The organism is Hyphobacterium sp. CCMP332, assembly GCF_014323565.1.
Lineage (GTDB): Bacteria > Pseudomonadota > Alphaproteobacteria > Caulobacterales > Maricaulaceae > Hyphobacterium.
The window spans coordinates 2,428,169-2,444,237 of sequence record NZ_CP058669.1; the positions used below are offsets into that span (position 1 = coordinate 2,428,169).

The following is a 16,069-nucleotide window of genomic DNA, read 5'->3' on the forward strand; positions in this document are numbered from 1 at the left end:
CCTGCTCCGGGCCGTTTTGTATCTGCCTGACATTCAGACCTTTTCGGGGACCTTCATGACACATCGTATCCTGCTTGCCGCTCTTGCCGCTTTCGGCCTGTCCGCCGCCGCGTTCGCGCAATCCGCGCCGACCCCGCTGGAGGCCCGGTACGACACCGCCATACCGGATCTGGAAGCGGCGCTGGGCCATGATTTCGGCGAGGAGATTACCCCGCCCGAAGACGCGGTCGATTATCTCCGGACGCTGGCTGATAGGGCCCCTGAACGCATGCAGGTCTTTGACTATGCGACCAGCTGGGAAGGCCGCCCGCTCGTCTATGCGGTGATCGGCAGCGCCGAGAATATGGCGCGTCTCGACGAGATCCGGGCCGGTCTGCAACGCCTCGCCGACCCGCGCGGCCTGTCAAATGCCGACCGCGAGGACCTGATTGCTACACTGCCCGTGATTGTCTGGCTCGGCTATGGCGTGCATGGCGACGAGATTTCCTCCACCGATGCCGCTTTGCGCACCGCCTATCACCTGATCGCCGCGGCCAATGACCCGGTCGCCGACACGATTCGTGAAGACGCGCTGGTCATTATTGATCCCACCCAGAATCCCGATGGCCGCAACCGCTTCGTCAATTCCTTCACCCAGGCGCGCGGCCTGCAGGCGGACGGCTATCGCTACTCCGCCGAACACGACCAGCCCTGGCCGGGCGGGCGGCACAATCACTACCTCTTCGACATGAATCGCGACTGGTTCATCATGACCCAGCCGGAAACCCTCGGCCGCACGGCGGCGATGCTGGACTGGCGGCCCATGGTGATTGTCGATGCCCATGAAATGGGCGGTGATCAGTCCTACTTCTTCCCGCCCGTGGCCGACCCGGTCAATCCGGTCCTCACTGACGGCCAGCTGGAAGGCCATGACATTATCGGCCTCAATCACGCAATGTGGTTTGACCGTATCGGCTCTGACTATTTCACCCGCGAAATCTTCGACGCCTTCTATCCGGGCTATGGCGATACCTGGCCGATGATGCAGGGTGGTGTGGCCATGACCTATGAACAGGGCTCGGCGCGCGGTCTGGTCTGGACCCGCCGCAATGGCGAGGACCTGACCTATGCCGATGGCGTCACCAATCATTTCATCGCCAGCCTGTCGACAGCGCAGGCCGCAGCAGAAAACCGCGAGCGCTTCGTGCGCGGTTTTCATGATGTCCGCGCCGCCGCCAGCAACAATGCGGACGGCCCGGCGGCCATCCTTCTGTCACGCGAGACCAATCGCTGGGGGGCGGAACGCCTCGCCCGCCTGATCGCCCGGCAGGGAATTGAAATCACCCGCATTGATGCCGGAACCACGGCCTGTGGGACCGCCCTGCCAGAGGGCGGGTTTCTGGTGCAATTGAACCAGCCCGCCGGGCAGCTCGCCCGCACCCTGCTGGAGCGCGACACGCCGCTGCCGGAAGATTTCCTCGCAGGCCAGGAAGATCGCCGCACACGCGGGCTCGACCACGAACTCTATGATGTCACCGCCTGGTCCCTGCCGGTGATGTTCAATGTGCAATCAACCGAATGCGCCAACCGCCCCAATCTATCCGGCGACGCCGTCACCGCCGATGACGCCATGCCTGCCAGCGTCGCGGACTCGGCGCGCTTTGGCTATGTCATTCCCTGGACCGATGCCGGTCAGGCCCGCCTTGTCGCAGCGCTCGCCGCCGAGGGCGTGCCGATGCGCACCGCGGCCAGCGAATTCACCATTGACGGCGAGACATATCCGGCCGGATCGGTCGTGATTGCGCGTACAAGCGCCCCGGCCAATCTCGATTCCCTGATGCGGCTCCATGCCCGCATGATCGGGGCGTCCTATGCCGGCCTCGCCACCAGCTGGACCGAGAGCGGCCCGAATTTCGGCTCCAGCCAGTTTGCCGACATCATCGCCCCGCGCATTGCCATGGCCTGGGGCGAAGGCACGGATGCCAATTCGGCCGGCGGGCTGCGCTATGTGCTGGAGCGCCGTTACGGTCTGCCGGTGACGGTGATCCGCGCTGCGCGTCTTGGCAGTGCCGATCTCTCCGGTTTTGACGTGCTGATCCTGCCCGAGCAGTCGGGTGGCGGTTATGGGGCGGAGATCGGCGAATCCGGTTCCGGTAATCTCTCCCGGTTCGCGCAAGGCGGCGGCACGCTGATTGCTCTGGGCGATGCCACCCGATTTGTCACCGACCCGGATATCAACCTTCTGCCGCTGCGCCGCGAACGCGCCGCCGACACACCCACTGGCAGTTCCGGCGAGGGCGCTCTGGTCTCCGGCAGTGTGATCGAGGATGACGCCGCGTTGCAGGCCGCGCTGGAGCCGCGCAATGCCCGGCCCGACACCTCTCCCGGCGCGCTGCTCAATGTCACCGCCAATGCCGATGCTTTCCTGTCAGCCGGTTATGCCGAAGGCGCCGCCGCCATGGTGACGGGATCGGACATCTATACCGCCGTGCCCCTGGACGAGGCCGATACGGTGCTGCGCTTTGCCGGGCCGGACGACCTGGTCGCTTCAGGCTATCTCTGGGACGAAAACATCGCCCAGACCGCCTATAAGCCTTTCATGGTCTCGCGCCGGACGGGGTCCGGTTTTGTCGTCGCCTTCACCCAGGACCCGACCGCCCGCGGCTATCAGGAAGGCCTGGATCTGGCACTCCTGAACGCCGTCATCCTCGCCCCGGCGCGTTCCTGGCGGCTCAGATAGCGGCGGCAGCAGGTAGCGGACCGCCATCTATCTCAATCGAAAGCCGCCTTTCAGCCCCCGTCACTGATCATTTCCGGAAAACGCCGCGCGTTTCTGAAAATCATCACGCGTTTTTCGAAATCGCAAAGCAGAGCAGACAGGAACTCTCCAGATTGAACTCGTCAGCCGCCTCCCCGCGGCCATAACAAACGAGGTCGATTATGTTGAACGCACTCCTCCCTGCCCTGTTTCTCGGCACAACCGCCTTTGTGGGCGGCCCGGCCAGCGCAGAGCTCTCCTTCTCGCAGGCCGAACTTTCCACCCACAATGGCTCTGCTGCCGTCTACCAGCGTGTGGTGTCGGCCGCTGAACGAGTCTGCGCCGCTGAAAACCGCAACTCCGGCATGGCGGCAACAGCAGCCCGTATCTGCGTCACCGATACGGTGGACCGCACCGTGGCTCAGATCGCCGCCCCGCAACTTTCCGAGATCCACGCCGCCCGGAGCATCTCCCCTGATGGACGGGACGCCGTGGTGCTGGCCGCCGCGCGCGACTAGCTTTCCTGCCCTGCCGGCTTTTCCTCCGCCCCCCGGGTTTTCGGAAAAGCTGGCAGGATTTTTTTGATTGAGGCATACTTCGCCGCATGACCGACGCTGCTCTTATTGAAGTTATCGCCCGCATGAGCGCGGGTGTGCTGTGTCTTCTGACCAGCGCTGTGCTGCTGCTCAATGCGCGCAAATCCCTCGCCGCCCGTCTGGGCGCGCTTTTCGGACTCGGTGCCGCAGCCTACATGGCCTGTGCCTCACCGACCATGCGCGACCTGCTCGGCACCTGGCGGCACATCATCGAGCCTCTGGGCTGGCTCGACGGAGTCTTTTTCTGGTGGTTCTGCCTCGCCCTGTTCTGCGACCAGTACCGCTTCCGCGCCGCGCATCTCTTGCCGGCCTTACCGATCCTGATCCTGGTGCCGCTGCAATATGTGGTGACGGACCCGTTCTGGCGCGATGGCATGACGCTGATCAAGCAGTCCATTTCCGTCATCCTCTTCCTGCATGCCACCTATTTCGCCCTGCTCAGCCTGAAGGATGATCTGGTCGATAGCCGCCGCCGTTTCCGCGTGGTGATCGCCGTCTCGGTGGGGCTGTCAGCGGTGATCCTGATGGGACTGGAAATTCTGGTGCGCGGCACGGCAGCCGAAACCGCCTATCTCGTCGGCTCGTCGCTGTGGCTGCTCGTCCTGTGTTTCGCCTTCGCCATGTGGGCACTACGGGCGAGCCCGGAAATGTTTGTCGACCGCAAGGAAGTGCGCCAGCATCATGACAGCGAGGCGGCCATTGCCGCTATTGATCCGGCGGACCGTCCTCTGCTGGCGCGGCTGGAAGCGGCCATGCAGGCCGGAGCCTATCGCGAGACCGGCCTCACCGTCGGCAAGCTGGCCGATCATCTGAACACGCCGGAACACCGCCTGCGCAAGCTGATCAATTCCGGCCTCGGTTACCGGAATTTCTCCAGCTATATCAATTCGCACCGGGTGGAAGACGCCAAGGAAATCCTCGCCGATCCCGAGCGCGCCCGCCTGCAGATCCTGCAGGTCGCGCTCGATCTCGGCTATGGCTCCATCGCCAGCTTCAACCGCGCTTTCCGGGAAGCCACGGGCGAAGCCCCGACCAGCTTCCGGCGCAAGGCATTGATGGCCGACTAGTCCTCGATGGCAAAGGTCAGCCCCGCGCGTTCCTGCAACCGGTCAATCAGCACATCCCCCAGAGCGGCGCCCGCTGTCCACACACCGCCACCCGTGGTCTGACGGTCCACATTCATGACCAGCGCCGCGGCGCATTCGGTTATCATCTTCGAGGTCGAGCCATAGCCCGGATCCTTGTCGCCCTTCACCGAGGCGCGAAGGGCATGGCCGTGCGCGTCTTCGCCGAGAAACAGCACGTCATAAAAGCCGGTTTCACGGGCCTGTTTGTCCGGACCCTGGCCGGGTTTGGGCAAGGCGAATGTCTTGATCAGCCAGCGCGTGGGCGCAATTGCCAGAAGAATATTCTGGATCTTGTCCTGCCGGGCCGCAGCTTTCGCGCGCTTCTCGCCCTTGGGGCCGTCCCCTGTCATCATCCGCTCGTCATAGATAAAATCCTCACCGTAAGGGTGTCCGGCGAGCGCATTGGTGCGATGCACATTCTTGGTATTGATCGGCGCCATGATGAAAGGCGCCGTCCACGACTTTGCACTCTCATCATACTCGGCCTTGTCCGAATGGGGCTGCTTCGGGCCCTTGAAGCCCGGCACTAGCGAGAACGGATTGGTGAGCAGCTTGATGATGGACTTGTCCTTCGAGGCCGCCTCCAGCGTCGCCGTCAGGCTCGCCGCTGTGCCGCCCGAGAAGGTGCCCTTCATCTTGCGCACCCGGCCTTTGACACGGGTCAGGGTGTCGCCGAATCTGGCCTTTGCCTCACGCTGCAGGAACCAGACGCCAAGATCAAACGGCACTGAGTCAAACCCGCAGGAGAAGACCAGACGCGCGCCAGAGGCTTCGGCCTTTTCCTGATATTTGACGATCATCTGCGCCATCCAGGCCGGTTCGCCGCACAGATCGACATAATCGGTTCCGGCCTCCGCGCAGGCCGCCAGCAAGGGTTCGCCATAAAGCTGATAGGGCCCGACCGTGGTCAACACGACCCTGGCGCTTTCCGCCATCGCTTTCAGGGTTTCCGGCTGACCGGCATCGGCGATGACCAGCGGCACATCGGCAGAAATGCCCATCTCTTCACGCACGGCCGCGAGCTTGGAGGCGGATCGTCCGGCCATCGCCCATTTCAGGTCGCCGCCGACGCCATAGGTGGTATTGAGGTATTCCGCGACCAGCCGCCCGGTAAATCCGGTGGCCCCGTAAACCACGATATCATGTGTGCGTGTCGTCATGTCCGGCTCTCCCTTTGACCTTCAACATCGCGCGCAGGGACGCTCCGTCAAGGCGCTAGTGAAGTTCCAGTTGACGTAACTCCACCGTTACCCCGCCAAAGCCGGCCCGCGTGTGCAGACGCACGGGCAGGAAGGCGGTGCCATCGGCGATCGGAGCGATCCACATGCGCAAGGGATGGCGGGTTTCGCCCGGCTCCGGCCAGTCTTCGGCGTCATAGCCGGAAACCGGTGTGTAATAGGCATCACAAACGAGCGCCTCGCCGCGCCAGCCGCGTGTGCGCACCGTCTCGGTTCCACGTGAAGCAAGGTTGAGATCATAGCGCTGCTTGCCGTCGAAGACGGGGATCGAGCCTTCGCACGGCGCCCCGCCCGAGGCCGCCACCATTTCCGACAGCAGCAGGGTGGCCGTCATCGGATCGACCACGCCGGTCCGGTCGGCCTCGCTTGCAGGCGGATCACCCCAGTTGGTAAACTCCGGCGAGGCTGTCGAGCGGGCCACACCGCCGCCAAAATCCACATCGATGATCCGTGTCTTGTCGCCTGTGCGCTCGGTATGGCCATAACGGGCCGGTTCGGGCCCGCCTGCGCCGAAGCGTCCGGCCACTCGGGAATCGATCTCGAAATCGGTGAACAGCGCTGCCAGTCCGGCCGCCTCGACATGCGCCTGCGCCGCATAGTCCGCGCGCCCCAGATCGGCCTCCAGCGTCACCCGCCCGACCCGGAAAACCAGCACCGAGGCGGAATAATCCGCCGTTATTGACAGCGGCGTCTCGCGGTTCAGCGCCGCGGCCGGCGCAGTTGCCAGAAGACAGAGCAGGCCGATGGATATCAAACGCAACACATTCACCGCCGTTTTGCCGGGTTCCGGGATCGATCCGACCAGTCTATCGCCCCGGCCCGGTCTGTCGAGCGCAGGGCATATCCGCCGCGTATGGCCGCCTCAGGCTTGTGCCGCCCGGTCGGCCTGCAGGACGAGTTTGCGGTAATCATTGAGATCGCCGTCATAGCGTGTCGCCCGGCCATCCTTGACCAGCCAGAGCTGATCGGCGGTGCCTTCGGCGAGATAGACATCGTGGGTGATCAGCACCACGGCGCCGTCATAATCGTTGAGCGCATAGATCAGCGCCTCGCGGCTGTCGATATCGAGGTGGGAGGTCGGTTCGTCAAGGATCAGGATATGCGGCTTTTCAATTGCCATCAGGCCGAGCAGCAGACGCACTTTCTCGCCGCCGGACAGCTTTTCGATGGCCGTGCCGACCTTCTCATAGGGAAAGCCCATGCCGGCCGCCACGGCGCGGTGCTTTGACGGGGGCGAGCCTTCCGGCAGAGCGTCGCGAACATGGTCGAGCACGGTTTCGCCGGGCCGCAACTCGTCCATCTGGTCCTGCGAGAAATAGCCGATGCGCAGGGCGCGCGGCGCCACACGTTCGCCAGACAGGAGCGACAGGCGCTCGGCGATGGATTTCACCAGCGTCGTCTTGCCCTGTCCGTTGGCCCCGACAATGGCGATGCGGTCTTCCGGGTCCAGACGCAGATCGATATCCCGCAGGATCACGGCGTCTTCGCCATAACCCAGCGTCGCATCGCGCAGCTGCAGCAGGGGCGGGGCGAGCTTGTCGGTGGAATTGGGAAAGACGAACGGCGTCGTCCGCTCGGCCAGCGGAACGGAAATTTCCTGCATCTTCTCGAGCTTTTTCACCCGCGACTGGGCCTGCCGCGCTTTCGAGGCCTTGGCGCGGAAGCGGTCGACAAAGGCCTGCAAATGCGCCCGGTCGGCATCCTGCTTGGCGCGCTCGCTTTCCAGCAGTGCCAGTTTTGCGGCCCGCAGCCGCAGCCAGGCATCATAGCCCCCCGGCGTGATCGCCAATTGTTTGTGCTCCAGCGCCAGCGTGTGCGTGACGGAGCGATTGAGCATCTCCCGGTCGTGCGAGACGATCAGCACGGTGTGGGGATATTTCCTCAGATAGGTTTCCAGCCAGGCCGCGCCTTCCAGATCAAGATAATTGGTCGGCTCGTCCAGAAGGAGCAGGTCCGGCTGGGAGAACAGGACGCCGGCAATCGCGGCGCGCATGCGCCAGCCGCCGGAAAACTCCCGCGTCGGCCGCGACAGATCGGCATCGGTAAAGCCGAGCCCCATCAGCACTTCGGCCGCGCGCGATTCTGCGGACCAGGCGTCGATATCGGCGAGCCGCATATGGATCTCGCCGATGCGGTCGGGATCGACTGCGGTTTCCGCTTCCTGCATCAGGGCGTGGCGTTCGGCATCAGTGGCCAGCACGACCTCAAGAATGGTCTCGTCCGACGGCTGGACCTCCTGCGCCACCCAGCCCATGCGCGCCCCGCGGCTCAGCCGGATCGGGCTGTCCGGAGAGGGGTGGGCAATCTCCTCGCGGATGATCTGCAGAAGGGTGGATTTGCCCGTGCCATTGCGTCCGATCAGCCCGACCTTCCAGCCCGCAGCGATCTGGGCGGAAGCGTTTTCGAACAGGGCGCGTTCGCCGACACGGTAATCAAGGTTTGAAATCGTCAACATGGTGGCGCGGTGTAACGTGCGCAGCGCCCAGCGCAATGCCTGTAGGGAGTCGAAAAGCGGCCAGCTACGGGTCCGGGGCGGGGGCCAGCGGCAGGATGCCGGCAAATCCCGCCTTCTCTCCTTGCCCCGCCCCGCTGCCATGCTAGCTTTTCATGCATTGTTTCTCGGGGAGCCCAGCATGTCCATCAAATCGAAATTTCTGAACCAGTCCATTCTTGGCGGTGCCATAGCCGGCGTTTTGGCCCTGACCAGTGCCGCTACGGCGCAGGATGTGCCGATTGTGCAGCCGGGCGCACCCGGACAGGACACCCGCACGCTGAGCGCGGACGAGGCCGTCCAGCTGGCGAATAACCGCTATTCCGATGCCGACGTCGCCTTCATGCAGAACATGATCCCGCACCATGCACAGGCGGTGGAAATGTCGGCGCTGGTCGCAGACCGCACCAATAACGGGGACGTGGCCGCGATTGCCGGGCGCATTGATGCCTCCCAGGCTGATGAGATCGCCTTCATGCGGACCTGGCTGACCGAGCGCGGCGAAGCGCTGGAAAGCCCGCACGCCCATCACGCCATGGGACATGCCATGATGGGCATGGCCACACCGGAACAGATGGCTCAGCTCGCCGAAGCGTCAGGGCCGGAATTTGATCGTCTCTTCCTTGAATTGATGATCACCCATCATGAAGGCGCGGTGGACATGGTCGATCACCTGCTGGAACAATCCGGCTCGGCCTACGACCCCCTGCTGTTTGATTTTGCCGGCGACATCAAGAATGAACAGGAAGCCGAAATCCGCCGCATGGGCGGTCTCTTGCGCGGCCTGTCCGCGGACCCGCGCTCCAACCTGACACCCGGTTTCCGCGACGCGGGTGAGGCCATTTCCGGCCTGATCCATGTCGCCACCCTGCCCAAGCCGACCGGCTTCTTCGATCCGGAAAACCCGGCCGGCCTTCCGCCCCTGATCGAGTCCGACGAGGATGAGGACGAGGCGGCCGACGCAGCGGATGAAGACGACAGGCCGGAATTTGGCGCGCGCTCTCCCTTCCTCAGCTTCTCCAATACCGACATGGCCTTTTCCGGCGATCTGATGGCGGTTGGCAATTATCACGGCTTCAACCTCTACCGGCTGGGCGGCGCCGAGCCGGAATTGATCTCCTCGGTTGTCTGCCCCGGCGGGCAGGGCGATGTCTCCATTGTGGGTGATCTCCTGATCATGTCGGTGGAACAGACCCGTGGCCGCGTCGATTGCGGCCGTCAGGGCGTCAGCGAGGATGTCAGCGCCGACCGCTTCCGCGGCATCCGCATTTTCGACATTGCCGATCCTCTGGCCCCGCGCCAGGTCGGACAGGTCCAGACCTGCCGCGGTTCGCACACCCATTCCGTGGTCTCCGGTCCCGGTGAGGATGGCGTTCTGATCGTCTATAATTCCGGCACCAGCTCGATCCGCGATGAGGAAGAACTGGCCGGTTGCGTCGGCGACGTGCCCGGCGACAGCAGCACAGCGCTCTTCCGCATCGATGTGATCGAGATCCCGATTGCCAATCCGGCGGCCGCCCGCATTGTCGACAGCCCGGCCGTGTTTGCGGACGATGAAACCGGACAGCTGGCCGGTCTCTGGCGCGGCGGCGATCATGGCGAGGGCACCCAAACCACCAGCCGCACCGATGAATGCCACGACATCACCGTCTTCCCCAGCCTGAACCTCGCCGCTGGCGCCTGCTCGGGCAATGGCATTCTGATGGACATTTCCGATCCGCGCGCCCCGCGCCGCATGGATGCTGTCAGCGATACCGGCTTTGCCTACTGGCATTCGGCGACCTTCAATAATGACGGCACCCGGGTCCTGTTCACCGATGAATGGGGTGGGGGCGGGCGTCCGCGCTGCCGCGTTCAGGACCCGATGACGTGGGGCGCCAATGCGATCTATTCCATCGAGGACGGCGAGCTGGACTTCAATGCCTATTACAAACTGCCCGCCTATCAGTCGGACGAGGAAAACTGCGTCGCCCACAATGGCTCCATCATCCCGGTGCCGGGCCGCGATATCTTCGTCCAGTCCTGGTATCAGGGCGGCATCACGCTGATCGACTTCACCGATCCCGCCAATCCGGTGGAAATCGGCTATTTCGACCGCGGCCCCATCAATGGCGATACGATGGTCACGGGCGGCTTCTGGTCGTCCTACTGGTATGGTGGCCGCATCTACGCCACCGAGATCGTGCGCGGGCTGGATATTTTCGAGCTCGCCCCCAGCGGCGTCCTGACCGAAAACGAGATTGCCGCCGCCGCGCTCGGCGATCAGGGCGACACCTTCAATCCGCAACAGCAACACCCCGTCACCTGGCCGGATCACCCGGTCGTGGCGCTCGCCTATCTCGACCAGCTGAACCGGGAGGGCGCGCTGGTAGTAGAAACGGCAACGGCGATGGCGGCTGCGCTGGGCCAGGCGCGTGCGCTGATGGAGGCAGGCGAAAGCGATAGCGAGCTTTCGCAAACACTGACCGATCTGTCAGAGGATTTGTCCGGCGTCGATGCGGATGGCCGCAATGGCGCGCGCCTCACCGCCTTGCGCAACACCCTGACCGGCATTGCGGCGGGTCTGGAGTAGGCCTCTGGGCCGCGGCGGCAGGTTCGACATTCGGGCCGCGCCGCGGCTTTCACGCCATTATGCGTCGTCGCCAGCCTTCAGGATTGGAAACAACGAGGCCGTCAAATGAAACAACCCGCCATCCTGTCCGTTCTGACGGTTGCTTTCCTGTTCGGCTTTGTCATTCCCGCCAGTGTCGGGGCGCAAATGCCGCCGCCCGTCCTGCCCATGAGTGAGACCGAAGAGGAGGCGCCGGAATTGCCGCCGGTCTTGCCTCTGCGGGATCGGGCCGCGGTGATTGACAGAATCCTCGCGGAGCGCCTTGAGACCGTCGTGCCGCAGATCATGCGCGAGAATGGCGTTGCCATGTGGGTGCTGATGGCGCGGGAGTATTTCGAGGAGCCCGTCATCGCCACCATGCTGGATGCCCGCAGCATGGCGGCCCGCAGACGGACCATTCTGGTGTTCTTTGATACGGGCGAGGGAGAGCCCATCGAGCGTCTCACGGTAAGCCGCTACGGGCTGGCAGGCCTGTTTGAGCCCGCCTGGGATCCCGAAGTCGAGCCGGACCAGTGGAATGCCGTGGCCGCCATTATCGCAGAGCGGGACCCGGCGACCATTGCCATCAATTTCTCGGATATTTCAGCGTTTGGCGACGGCATGACACTGAGCCAGTACCGCTTGATGATGGCCGCCTTGCCGGAGGGATTCGAGGACCGCATCATTTCCGGAGAAACCCTGGCAATACGCTGGCTGGAGACCCGCACGCCAAGCGAGGTGGCGCTCTACCCGGCCATTGTCCGCACGGCCCACGCGCTGATCGCGCGCGCCTTTTCCCGCGAAGTCATCACGCCGGGTGTAACAACCGCAAATGATGTCCGCTGGTGGTATCGTCAGGAATTCGCCCGCTTGGGCCTGACGCCCTGGTTTCATCCATCGGTCGGAATTCAGCGCGCCGGGCAGGAGGGCATGCTCTCGGGCGATGAAATCATCCAGCCCGGAGACCTCCTCTGGACGGATGTCGGCATCACCTATCTGCGGCTGAACACGGATACCCAGCACCTCGCCTATGTCCTGCGGCCGGGAGAAACCGTGGCCCCGGCCGGGCTGCGGAATGGTCTGGCCGCGACCAATGAGGTTCAGGACATTCTGCTGGCCCATTTTCAACCGGGGCGGAGTGGCAATGAGGTTCTGGAACGCGCCCGCGCCGAAGCGATTGAACGGGGGCTCAATCCGTCCATCTACACCCATCCGATCGGCCTGCACGGGCATGGCGCCGGACCGGCAATCGGCTTCTGGGATAATCAGACCGGCGATCCTCGCGGCGAAGGGCCGATCAACGCCAACACAGCGTGGGCGATCGAGCTCACCACCTTCAATGCTGTCCCCGAATGGGGCGGGCAAATCGTCGACTTCCGCTCCGAAGAAGATGCATTCTTTGATGGCGAAAAAGTCCGCTTTTTCGACGGACGGCAGACCGAAATCACGCTGATACCGTCCGGCGAGTAGATTGGGGTCCACCCGCTAAGCGGATTGACCCGTGCGGACTTTGATCGCGTGGACGGTCTCCGCGGCCGGTACCGCCCTGCCGTTCCAACAACGCGCAAAGCAGGCGCGGCCGAAACGTCAACCGAGAATCATACTGAAAAGAGAATGGAGCGGGCGATGAGATTCGAACTCACGACATTCACCTTGGCAAGGTGACGCTCTACCCCTGAGCTACGCCCGCTCATGTCTGGGGTTCCGGCTTGCGCCGGGAGGCGGCGTATATCGCGCAATCCCGGCCCGATGGCAAGACGCCAGATTCAGCTAGGCGGCGATTGTTTCCAGGTAAAGATCAAACCGGTCCTGCCCCCAGTATTTCTGCCCGTCCGCGATCAGGAAGGGGACGCCGAAAATCCCGTGCTTGGTTACCGCCGCGCGCGCCCCGGCTTCGGCGCTGCGGATGGCTTCGGACGTTTTCAGCGTGGCGGTGTCCGGCAGGTCAAGGTCCAGCCCGGCGGCGATGCCGGCGAGCACGTTGTGTCGATTGAGATCCTGCCCTTCGCCCCAGCGTGCCTCCGAGGCCGCGCAGGCAAAATCAAATCCCTTGTCCGCCAGATCGGCAAAGTGAAAGGCGAGATTGGGCAGGCGTGAGGTCAGCTCGAACGTATCGGGAAAGGCGAGCGTCAGGCCCGCCCGCGCCGTCATGCGCGGAATGTCTTCGAGATAGTATTCCAGCTTGGGTTGGCTGTCGGTCGGATTGAAGAAGGGCACCCCGTCCGGCGGGCCGGTAAAGGGGATCATCTCCGGCCTCACACCCGCCGCTTTCAGCTTGGCGAGTCCGATGCGGGAATAGGGGCTGCGGAAACCAAAAAAGCAGACAGGCGTTGTCATGGTCAGGTCCTTCTGGCGGTCGCAGGAAGCGTATAGTAGATTTACGCTTGATCCAGCACACTCATGCGCCATAACGCCCGTTATGACAGCGACCCGCAATGAATTGTTTGCATACCTGGATGAATTGGGCATCGCCCATTCAACGCAGGACCATGCGCCGGTCTTCACCGTCGAGGAGGGCCAGGACATCAAGGCCAGCCTGCCCGGCGGGCATACCAAGAATCTGTTCCTGAAGGACAAGGCCGGCCGCTTCGTGCTGGTCTCGGCGCTGGGCGACACGCCGGTCCGCATCAACCGCCTGCACAAGCCAATGGGCTGCAAGCGCCTGTCCTTTGCCCGCGAGGGGGATTTGCTCGACGTGCTGGGCGTGCGGCCGGGCTCCGTCACCGCCTTTGCGCTGATGAATGATGTCGCGGGCCGGGTGACATTCGTCGTCGATGCCGCCTTGCTGGCCACCGATCCAGTCAATTTCCACCCGCTGAAGAATGACGCCACCACGGCGATCTCCCGCGATGATCTTCTGGCCTTTGCCAAAGCCACCGGACATGATCCGCTGATTGTGGATTTTGCCGCGCTGGCGGCAGACGACTGACCTTGTAAAGCGGGGCATCGCGCGCCAAGTAAGCCCCAGGATATCAAAGATGGAATTTTGCCATGAGCGACTTTTTCACCACCGACCCAAATGCCGCCCCTTCCGCTGGCTCCGCCCCTGCGGCCGACCTCATCAAGGACGGCACGGATCAGGGCTTCATGGCCGATGTGATCGAGCCCTCGAAAGAGGTGCCGGTGATTGTCGACTTCTGGGCACCCTGGTGCGGTCCGTGCCGCCAGCTGGGACCGGCGATTGAAAATGCCGTGCGCAAGGCCGGCGGCAAGGTGCGCCTGGTCAAGATCAATATCGACGAGAATCCGGGCATTGCCGGGCAGTTGCAGGTGAAATCCATCCCCGCCGTCTTTGCCTTCCAGAACGGCCAGCCGGTGGACGGCTTCATGGGCGCCTTGCCGGAAAGCCAGATCAATGACTTCATCAAGCGCATTACCGGCGATGGTCCGGACAAGGAAGCCATTGCGGCGCTGATCGCCCGGGCCGAGGAAAGCCTCGCCTCCGGCGATCTCGGCGGCGCAGCGCAGGACTTCTCCCTCGCGGCGCAATCCGATCCGGAAAATGTCGCCCCGATTGCCGGCATGGCGCGCGTTTTCCTTGCCGGCGGCGATCCGGACAAGGCGCGGGAGCTGCTCCAGCATGTGCCCGAAGACAAGCATTCCGACCCCGCCGTTCAGGCGGTCATGACCGCACTGAAACTGGTGGATGAGGCCGGCGATGCCGGTGAGGCCAGTGAGCTGGAACAGAAGCTGGCGGATAATCCCGGCGATCACGCCACACGGTTTGAACTGGCCAATGCACTGGTTGGCAAGGGCGATCTGCAAGGTGCCACCGATCAGCTTTTTTTGATCCTGGAGGCCGATGCCGACTGGGAAGAGGGCAAGGCCAGGGCGCGCCTTCTCGAGGTTTTCGAAGCCGCCGGATTTGCATCCCCGGTGGCGAAATCGGGCCGCCGCCGGCTGTCCACGCTGCTGTTTTCCTGACCCCCCCTTGGCAGAGGCCTTTATCGGCCCTAGCTCAAAGGTATGACACAGCTTCCCAAAACCCTGCCCGTCTTCCCGCTGGGCGGTGCCATTCTGCTCCCCGGAGAGATTTTGCCGCTCAATATTTTCGAGCCGCGCTATCTCAACATGATTGATGATGCGATGGCGGGCGACAAGCTGATCGGCATTGTCCAGACCCGGGCCGGCGGGCCCGCGGATCAGCCCTTCATCGAGGCCATCGGCGGCGCCGGACGGATTACCCGTCATGCCGAGACGGAAGATGGCCGCTATCTGATCGAGCTGGAAGGCCTGTCGCGCTTCGAGATCACCGCCGAGCTGGACGCGAAAACCCCCTACCGCATGGCGCAGGTGGACTGGTCGCTCTTTGACGCCGATCGCGCCGCCCCCGATGCGCTGCTGACTGCCGACCGGGAACGGTTTACCGCGCTGCTTCGGGGCTGGTTCGCGCAGGAAGGCATCAAGTGTGACTGGGGCACGGTGGAGGCAGCACCGGTGATCCGGATCGTCGACCAGATCGCCATGGCTGCGCCCTTTGCCGCCAAGGAAAAACAGGCTTTGCTAGAAGCCGGCGATGGCCGCGCCCGCTATGATCTGATGACGGCGCTGCTGGAAAAGAAGCTGGCGGAAGGCGCAGGCGGCACGCCGAACTAGGCAGGCCCGCCCTGACAGGATAGAAGATCCGGCATGAGCGAAAACATCGAAACCCCGCCCAAAGACGTTGATCCCAAGCTGCTGGAAGTGCTGGTCTGCCCGGTGACGCGCGGTCCGCTCGTCTATGATCGAAAGAAAGGCGAACTGGTCTCGAAAAAGGCCCGTCTCGCCTATCCGGTACGCGAGGGCGTGCCCATCATGCTGCCGGACGAGGCGCGCGAGCTCAGCGATGCGGAAGTGAAATGAGCCGCGCCTGGCCGACCCGGCTCGATTTCTCGAAATCGCGCAAGGTGCTGACCGTCGACTTCGATGACGGCCGGACGGCCGAATTGCCGTATCAGCTTTTGCGCACCGAATCGCCCAGCGCCGAAGTGCAGGGCCATGGTGCCGGGCAAAAGAAAATCATTACCGGCAAGGAAAATGTCGGCGTCACCGCCGCCCATCCTGTGGGCCGTTATGCGGTACAGATCGTCTTTGATGATGGCCATGATACCGGTCTTTTCACTTGGGATTATCTGCGCGAACTCGCCGGGCTGGATTAGCGTGATTTTTCTCCCCCTGCTCGCGGGGGGAGTGGCCCGTAGGGCCGAGGGGGGCATGGCCCCCTCCGTCAGCTTCGCTGCCACCTCCCCCGTAAACGGGGGAGTAAAACATCATCTCGAAGCCCGCAGCGATCAATTTTATGGCGTCTCCA

The 16,069-nt window shown here is 63.5% G+C and carries 14 protein-coding genes and 1 tRNA gene; 10 read left to right on the plus strand and 5 right to left on the minus strand.

Translation table 11 applies throughout. The features are described from left to right. The first annotated feature begins 55 nt into the window (after positions 1 to 55). From HXX25_RS12165 to HXX25_RS12175, 3 genes are all read left to right on the plus strand, one after another. Positions 56 to 2,719, plus strand: coding sequence for a M14 metallopeptidase family protein (locus tag HXX25_RS12165; protein ID WP_187166168.1), 2,664 nt, complete (start codon positions 56 to 58; stop codon positions 2,717 to 2,719). Positions 2,720 to 2,919: 200 nt separating this feature from the next. Further along, positions 2,920 to 3,255, plus strand: a complete 336-nt coding sequence (locus tag HXX25_RS12170; RefSeq protein WP_187166169.1) for a UrcA family protein — start codon at positions 2,920 to 2,922, stop codon at positions 3,253 to 3,255. Positions 3,256 to 3,341: 86 nt separating this feature from the next. After that, the gene (locus HXX25_RS12175) at positions 3,342 to 4,400 is read left to right on the plus strand and encodes a helix-turn-helix domain-containing protein (RefSeq protein ID WP_187166170.1); all 1,059 of its coding nucleotides are present in this window, start codon (positions 3,342 to 3,344) and stop codon (positions 4,398 to 4,400) included. Here HXX25_RS12175 and HXX25_RS12180 read toward each other — a convergent pair. The 3 genes from HXX25_RS12180 to HXX25_RS12190 all read right to left on the minus strand — a co-directional run bounded on the left by HXX25_RS12180 (position 4,397) and on the right by HXX25_RS12190 (position 8,153). Continuing rightward, positions 4,397 to 5,620: a trans-acting enoyl reductase family protein gene (locus HXX25_RS12180; protein WP_187166171.1), complete on the minus strand. Its 1,224-nt coding sequence runs from the start codon at positions 5,618 to 5,620 to the stop codon at positions 4,397 to 4,399. The two genes, HXX25_RS12175 and HXX25_RS12180, sit on opposite strands and share 4 nt — an antisense overlap. Positions 5,621 to 5,675: 55 nt before the next feature. Next, the gene (locus tag HXX25_RS12185) at positions 5,676 to 6,461 is read right to left on the minus strand and encodes a DUF3108 domain-containing protein (protein WP_233346705.1); all 786 of its coding nucleotides are present in this window, start codon (positions 6,459 to 6,461) and stop codon (positions 5,676 to 5,678) included. 99 nt (positions 6,462 to 6,560) lie between these two features. Next, positions 6,561 to 8,153, minus strand: a complete 1,593-nt coding sequence (locus HXX25_RS12190) for an ABC-F family ATP-binding cassette domain-containing protein (RefSeq protein ID WP_187166173.1) — start codon at positions 8,151 to 8,153, stop codon at positions 6,561 to 6,563. Between the two features lie 178 nt (positions 8,154 to 8,331). Here HXX25_RS12190 and HXX25_RS12195 point away from each other — a divergent pair, with 178 nt between their 5' ends. Further along, complete coding sequence (locus HXX25_RS12195) at positions 8,332 to 10,761, plus strand: DUF305 domain-containing protein (RefSeq protein ID WP_187166174.1); 2,430 nt, start codon at positions 8,332 to 8,334, stop codon at positions 10,759 to 10,761. Positions 10,762 to 10,866: 105 nt separating this feature from the next. Next, positions 10,867 to 12,249: a M24 family metallopeptidase gene (locus tag HXX25_RS12200; protein WP_233346707.1), complete on the plus strand. Its 1,383-nt coding sequence runs from the start codon at positions 10,867 to 10,869 to the stop codon at positions 12,247 to 12,249. Between the two features lie 145 nt (positions 12,250 to 12,394). Here HXX25_RS12200 and HXX25_RS12205 read toward each other — a convergent pair. Then, positions 12,395 to 12,469: transfer RNA gene (locus tag HXX25_RS12205), tRNA-Gly, on the minus strand. Between the two features lie 80 nt (positions 12,470 to 12,549). Further along, a complete protein-coding gene (locus tag HXX25_RS12210; protein ID WP_187166175.1) occupies positions 12,550 to 13,116 on the minus strand; it encodes a DsbA family protein in 567 nt (188 codons plus the stop codon). An 82-nt stretch (positions 13,117 to 13,198) separates the two neighbouring features. Between HXX25_RS12210 and HXX25_RS12215 the strand changes: the two genes are divergently transcribed. From HXX25_RS12215 to HXX25_RS12235, 5 genes are all read left to right on the plus strand, one after another. Continuing rightward, positions 13,199 to 13,708, plus strand: coding sequence for a prolyl-tRNA synthetase associated domain-containing protein (locus HXX25_RS12215; RefSeq protein WP_187166176.1), 510 nt, complete (start codon positions 13,199 to 13,201; stop codon positions 13,706 to 13,708). A 62-nt stretch (positions 13,709 to 13,770) separates the two neighbouring features. After that, positions 13,771 to 14,703 carry a thioredoxin gene (gene trxA / locus HXX25_RS12220; protein ID WP_187166177.1) on the plus strand — a complete coding sequence of 311 codons (933 nt, stop codon included), beginning with the start codon at positions 13,771 to 13,773 and terminating at the stop codon, positions 14,701 to 14,703. A 42-nt stretch (positions 14,704 to 14,745) separates the two neighbouring features. Beyond that, positions 14,746 to 15,375, plus strand: coding sequence for an LON peptidase substrate-binding domain-containing protein (locus HXX25_RS12225; protein ID WP_187166178.1), 630 nt, complete (start codon positions 14,746 to 14,748; stop codon positions 15,373 to 15,375). 33 nt (positions 15,376 to 15,408) lie between these two features. Continuing rightward, positions 15,409 to 15,621, plus strand: coding sequence for a Trm112 family protein (locus tag HXX25_RS12230; RefSeq protein WP_187166179.1), 213 nt, complete (start codon positions 15,409 to 15,411; stop codon positions 15,619 to 15,621). Continuing rightward, positions 15,618 to 15,917, plus strand: coding sequence for a gamma-butyrobetaine hydroxylase-like domain-containing protein (locus tag HXX25_RS12235; RefSeq protein WP_187166180.1), 300 nt, complete (start codon positions 15,618 to 15,620; stop codon positions 15,915 to 15,917). The genes HXX25_RS12230 and HXX25_RS12235 overlap by 4 nt, the downstream gene beginning before the upstream one ends. The last annotated feature ends 152 nt before the right edge of the window (positions 15,918 to 16,069 follow it).

Bases quoted from the DNA above. Each gene is read 5' to 3' on its own strand.
- HXX25_RS12165 (WP_187166168.1), top strand. From the start codon at position 56: ATGACACATCGTATCCTGCTTGCCGCTCTTGCCGCTTTCGGCCTGTCC.
- HXX25_RS12170 (WP_187166169.1), top strand. From the start codon at position 2,920: ATGTTGAACGCACTCCTCCCTGCCCTGTTTCTCGGCACAACCGCCTTT.
- HXX25_RS12175 (WP_187166170.1), top strand. From the start codon at position 3,342: ATGACCGACGCTGCTCTTATTGAAGTTATCGCCCGCATGAGCGCGGGT.
- HXX25_RS12180 (WP_187166171.1), bottom strand. From the start codon at position 5,620: ATGACGACACGCACACATGATATCGTGGTTTACGGGGCCACCGGATTT.
- HXX25_RS12190 (WP_187166173.1), bottom strand. From the start codon at position 8,153: ATGTTGACGATTTCAAACCTTGATTACCGTGTCGGCGAACGCGCCCTG.
- HXX25_RS12195 (WP_187166174.1), top strand. From the start codon at position 8,332: ATGTCCATCAAATCGAAATTTCTGAACCAGTCCATTCTTGGCGGTGCC.
- HXX25_RS12200 (WP_233346707.1), top strand. From the start codon at position 10,867: ATGAAACAACCCGCCATCCTGTCCGTTCTGACGGTTGCTTTCCTGTTC.
- HXX25_RS12210 (WP_187166175.1), bottom strand. From the start codon at position 13,116: ATGACAACGCCTGTCTGCTTTTTTGGTTTCCGCAGCCCCTATTCCCGC.
- HXX25_RS12215 (WP_187166176.1), top strand. From the start codon at position 13,199: ATGACAGCGACCCGCAATGAATTGTTTGCATACCTGGATGAATTGGGC.
- trxA (WP_187166177.1), top strand. From the start codon at position 13,771: ATGAGCGACTTTTTCACCACCGACCCAAATGCCGCCCCTTCCGCTGGC.
- HXX25_RS12225 (WP_187166178.1), top strand. From the start codon at position 14,746: ATGACACAGCTTCCCAAAACCCTGCCCGTCTTCCCGCTGGGCGGTGCC.
- HXX25_RS12230 (WP_187166179.1), top strand. From the start codon at position 15,409: ATGAGCGAAAACATCGAAACCCCGCCCAAAGACGTTGATCCCAAGCTG.
- HXX25_RS12235 (WP_187166180.1), top strand. From the start codon at position 15,618: ATGAGCCGCGCCTGGCCGACCCGGCTCGATTTCTCGAAATCGCGCAAG.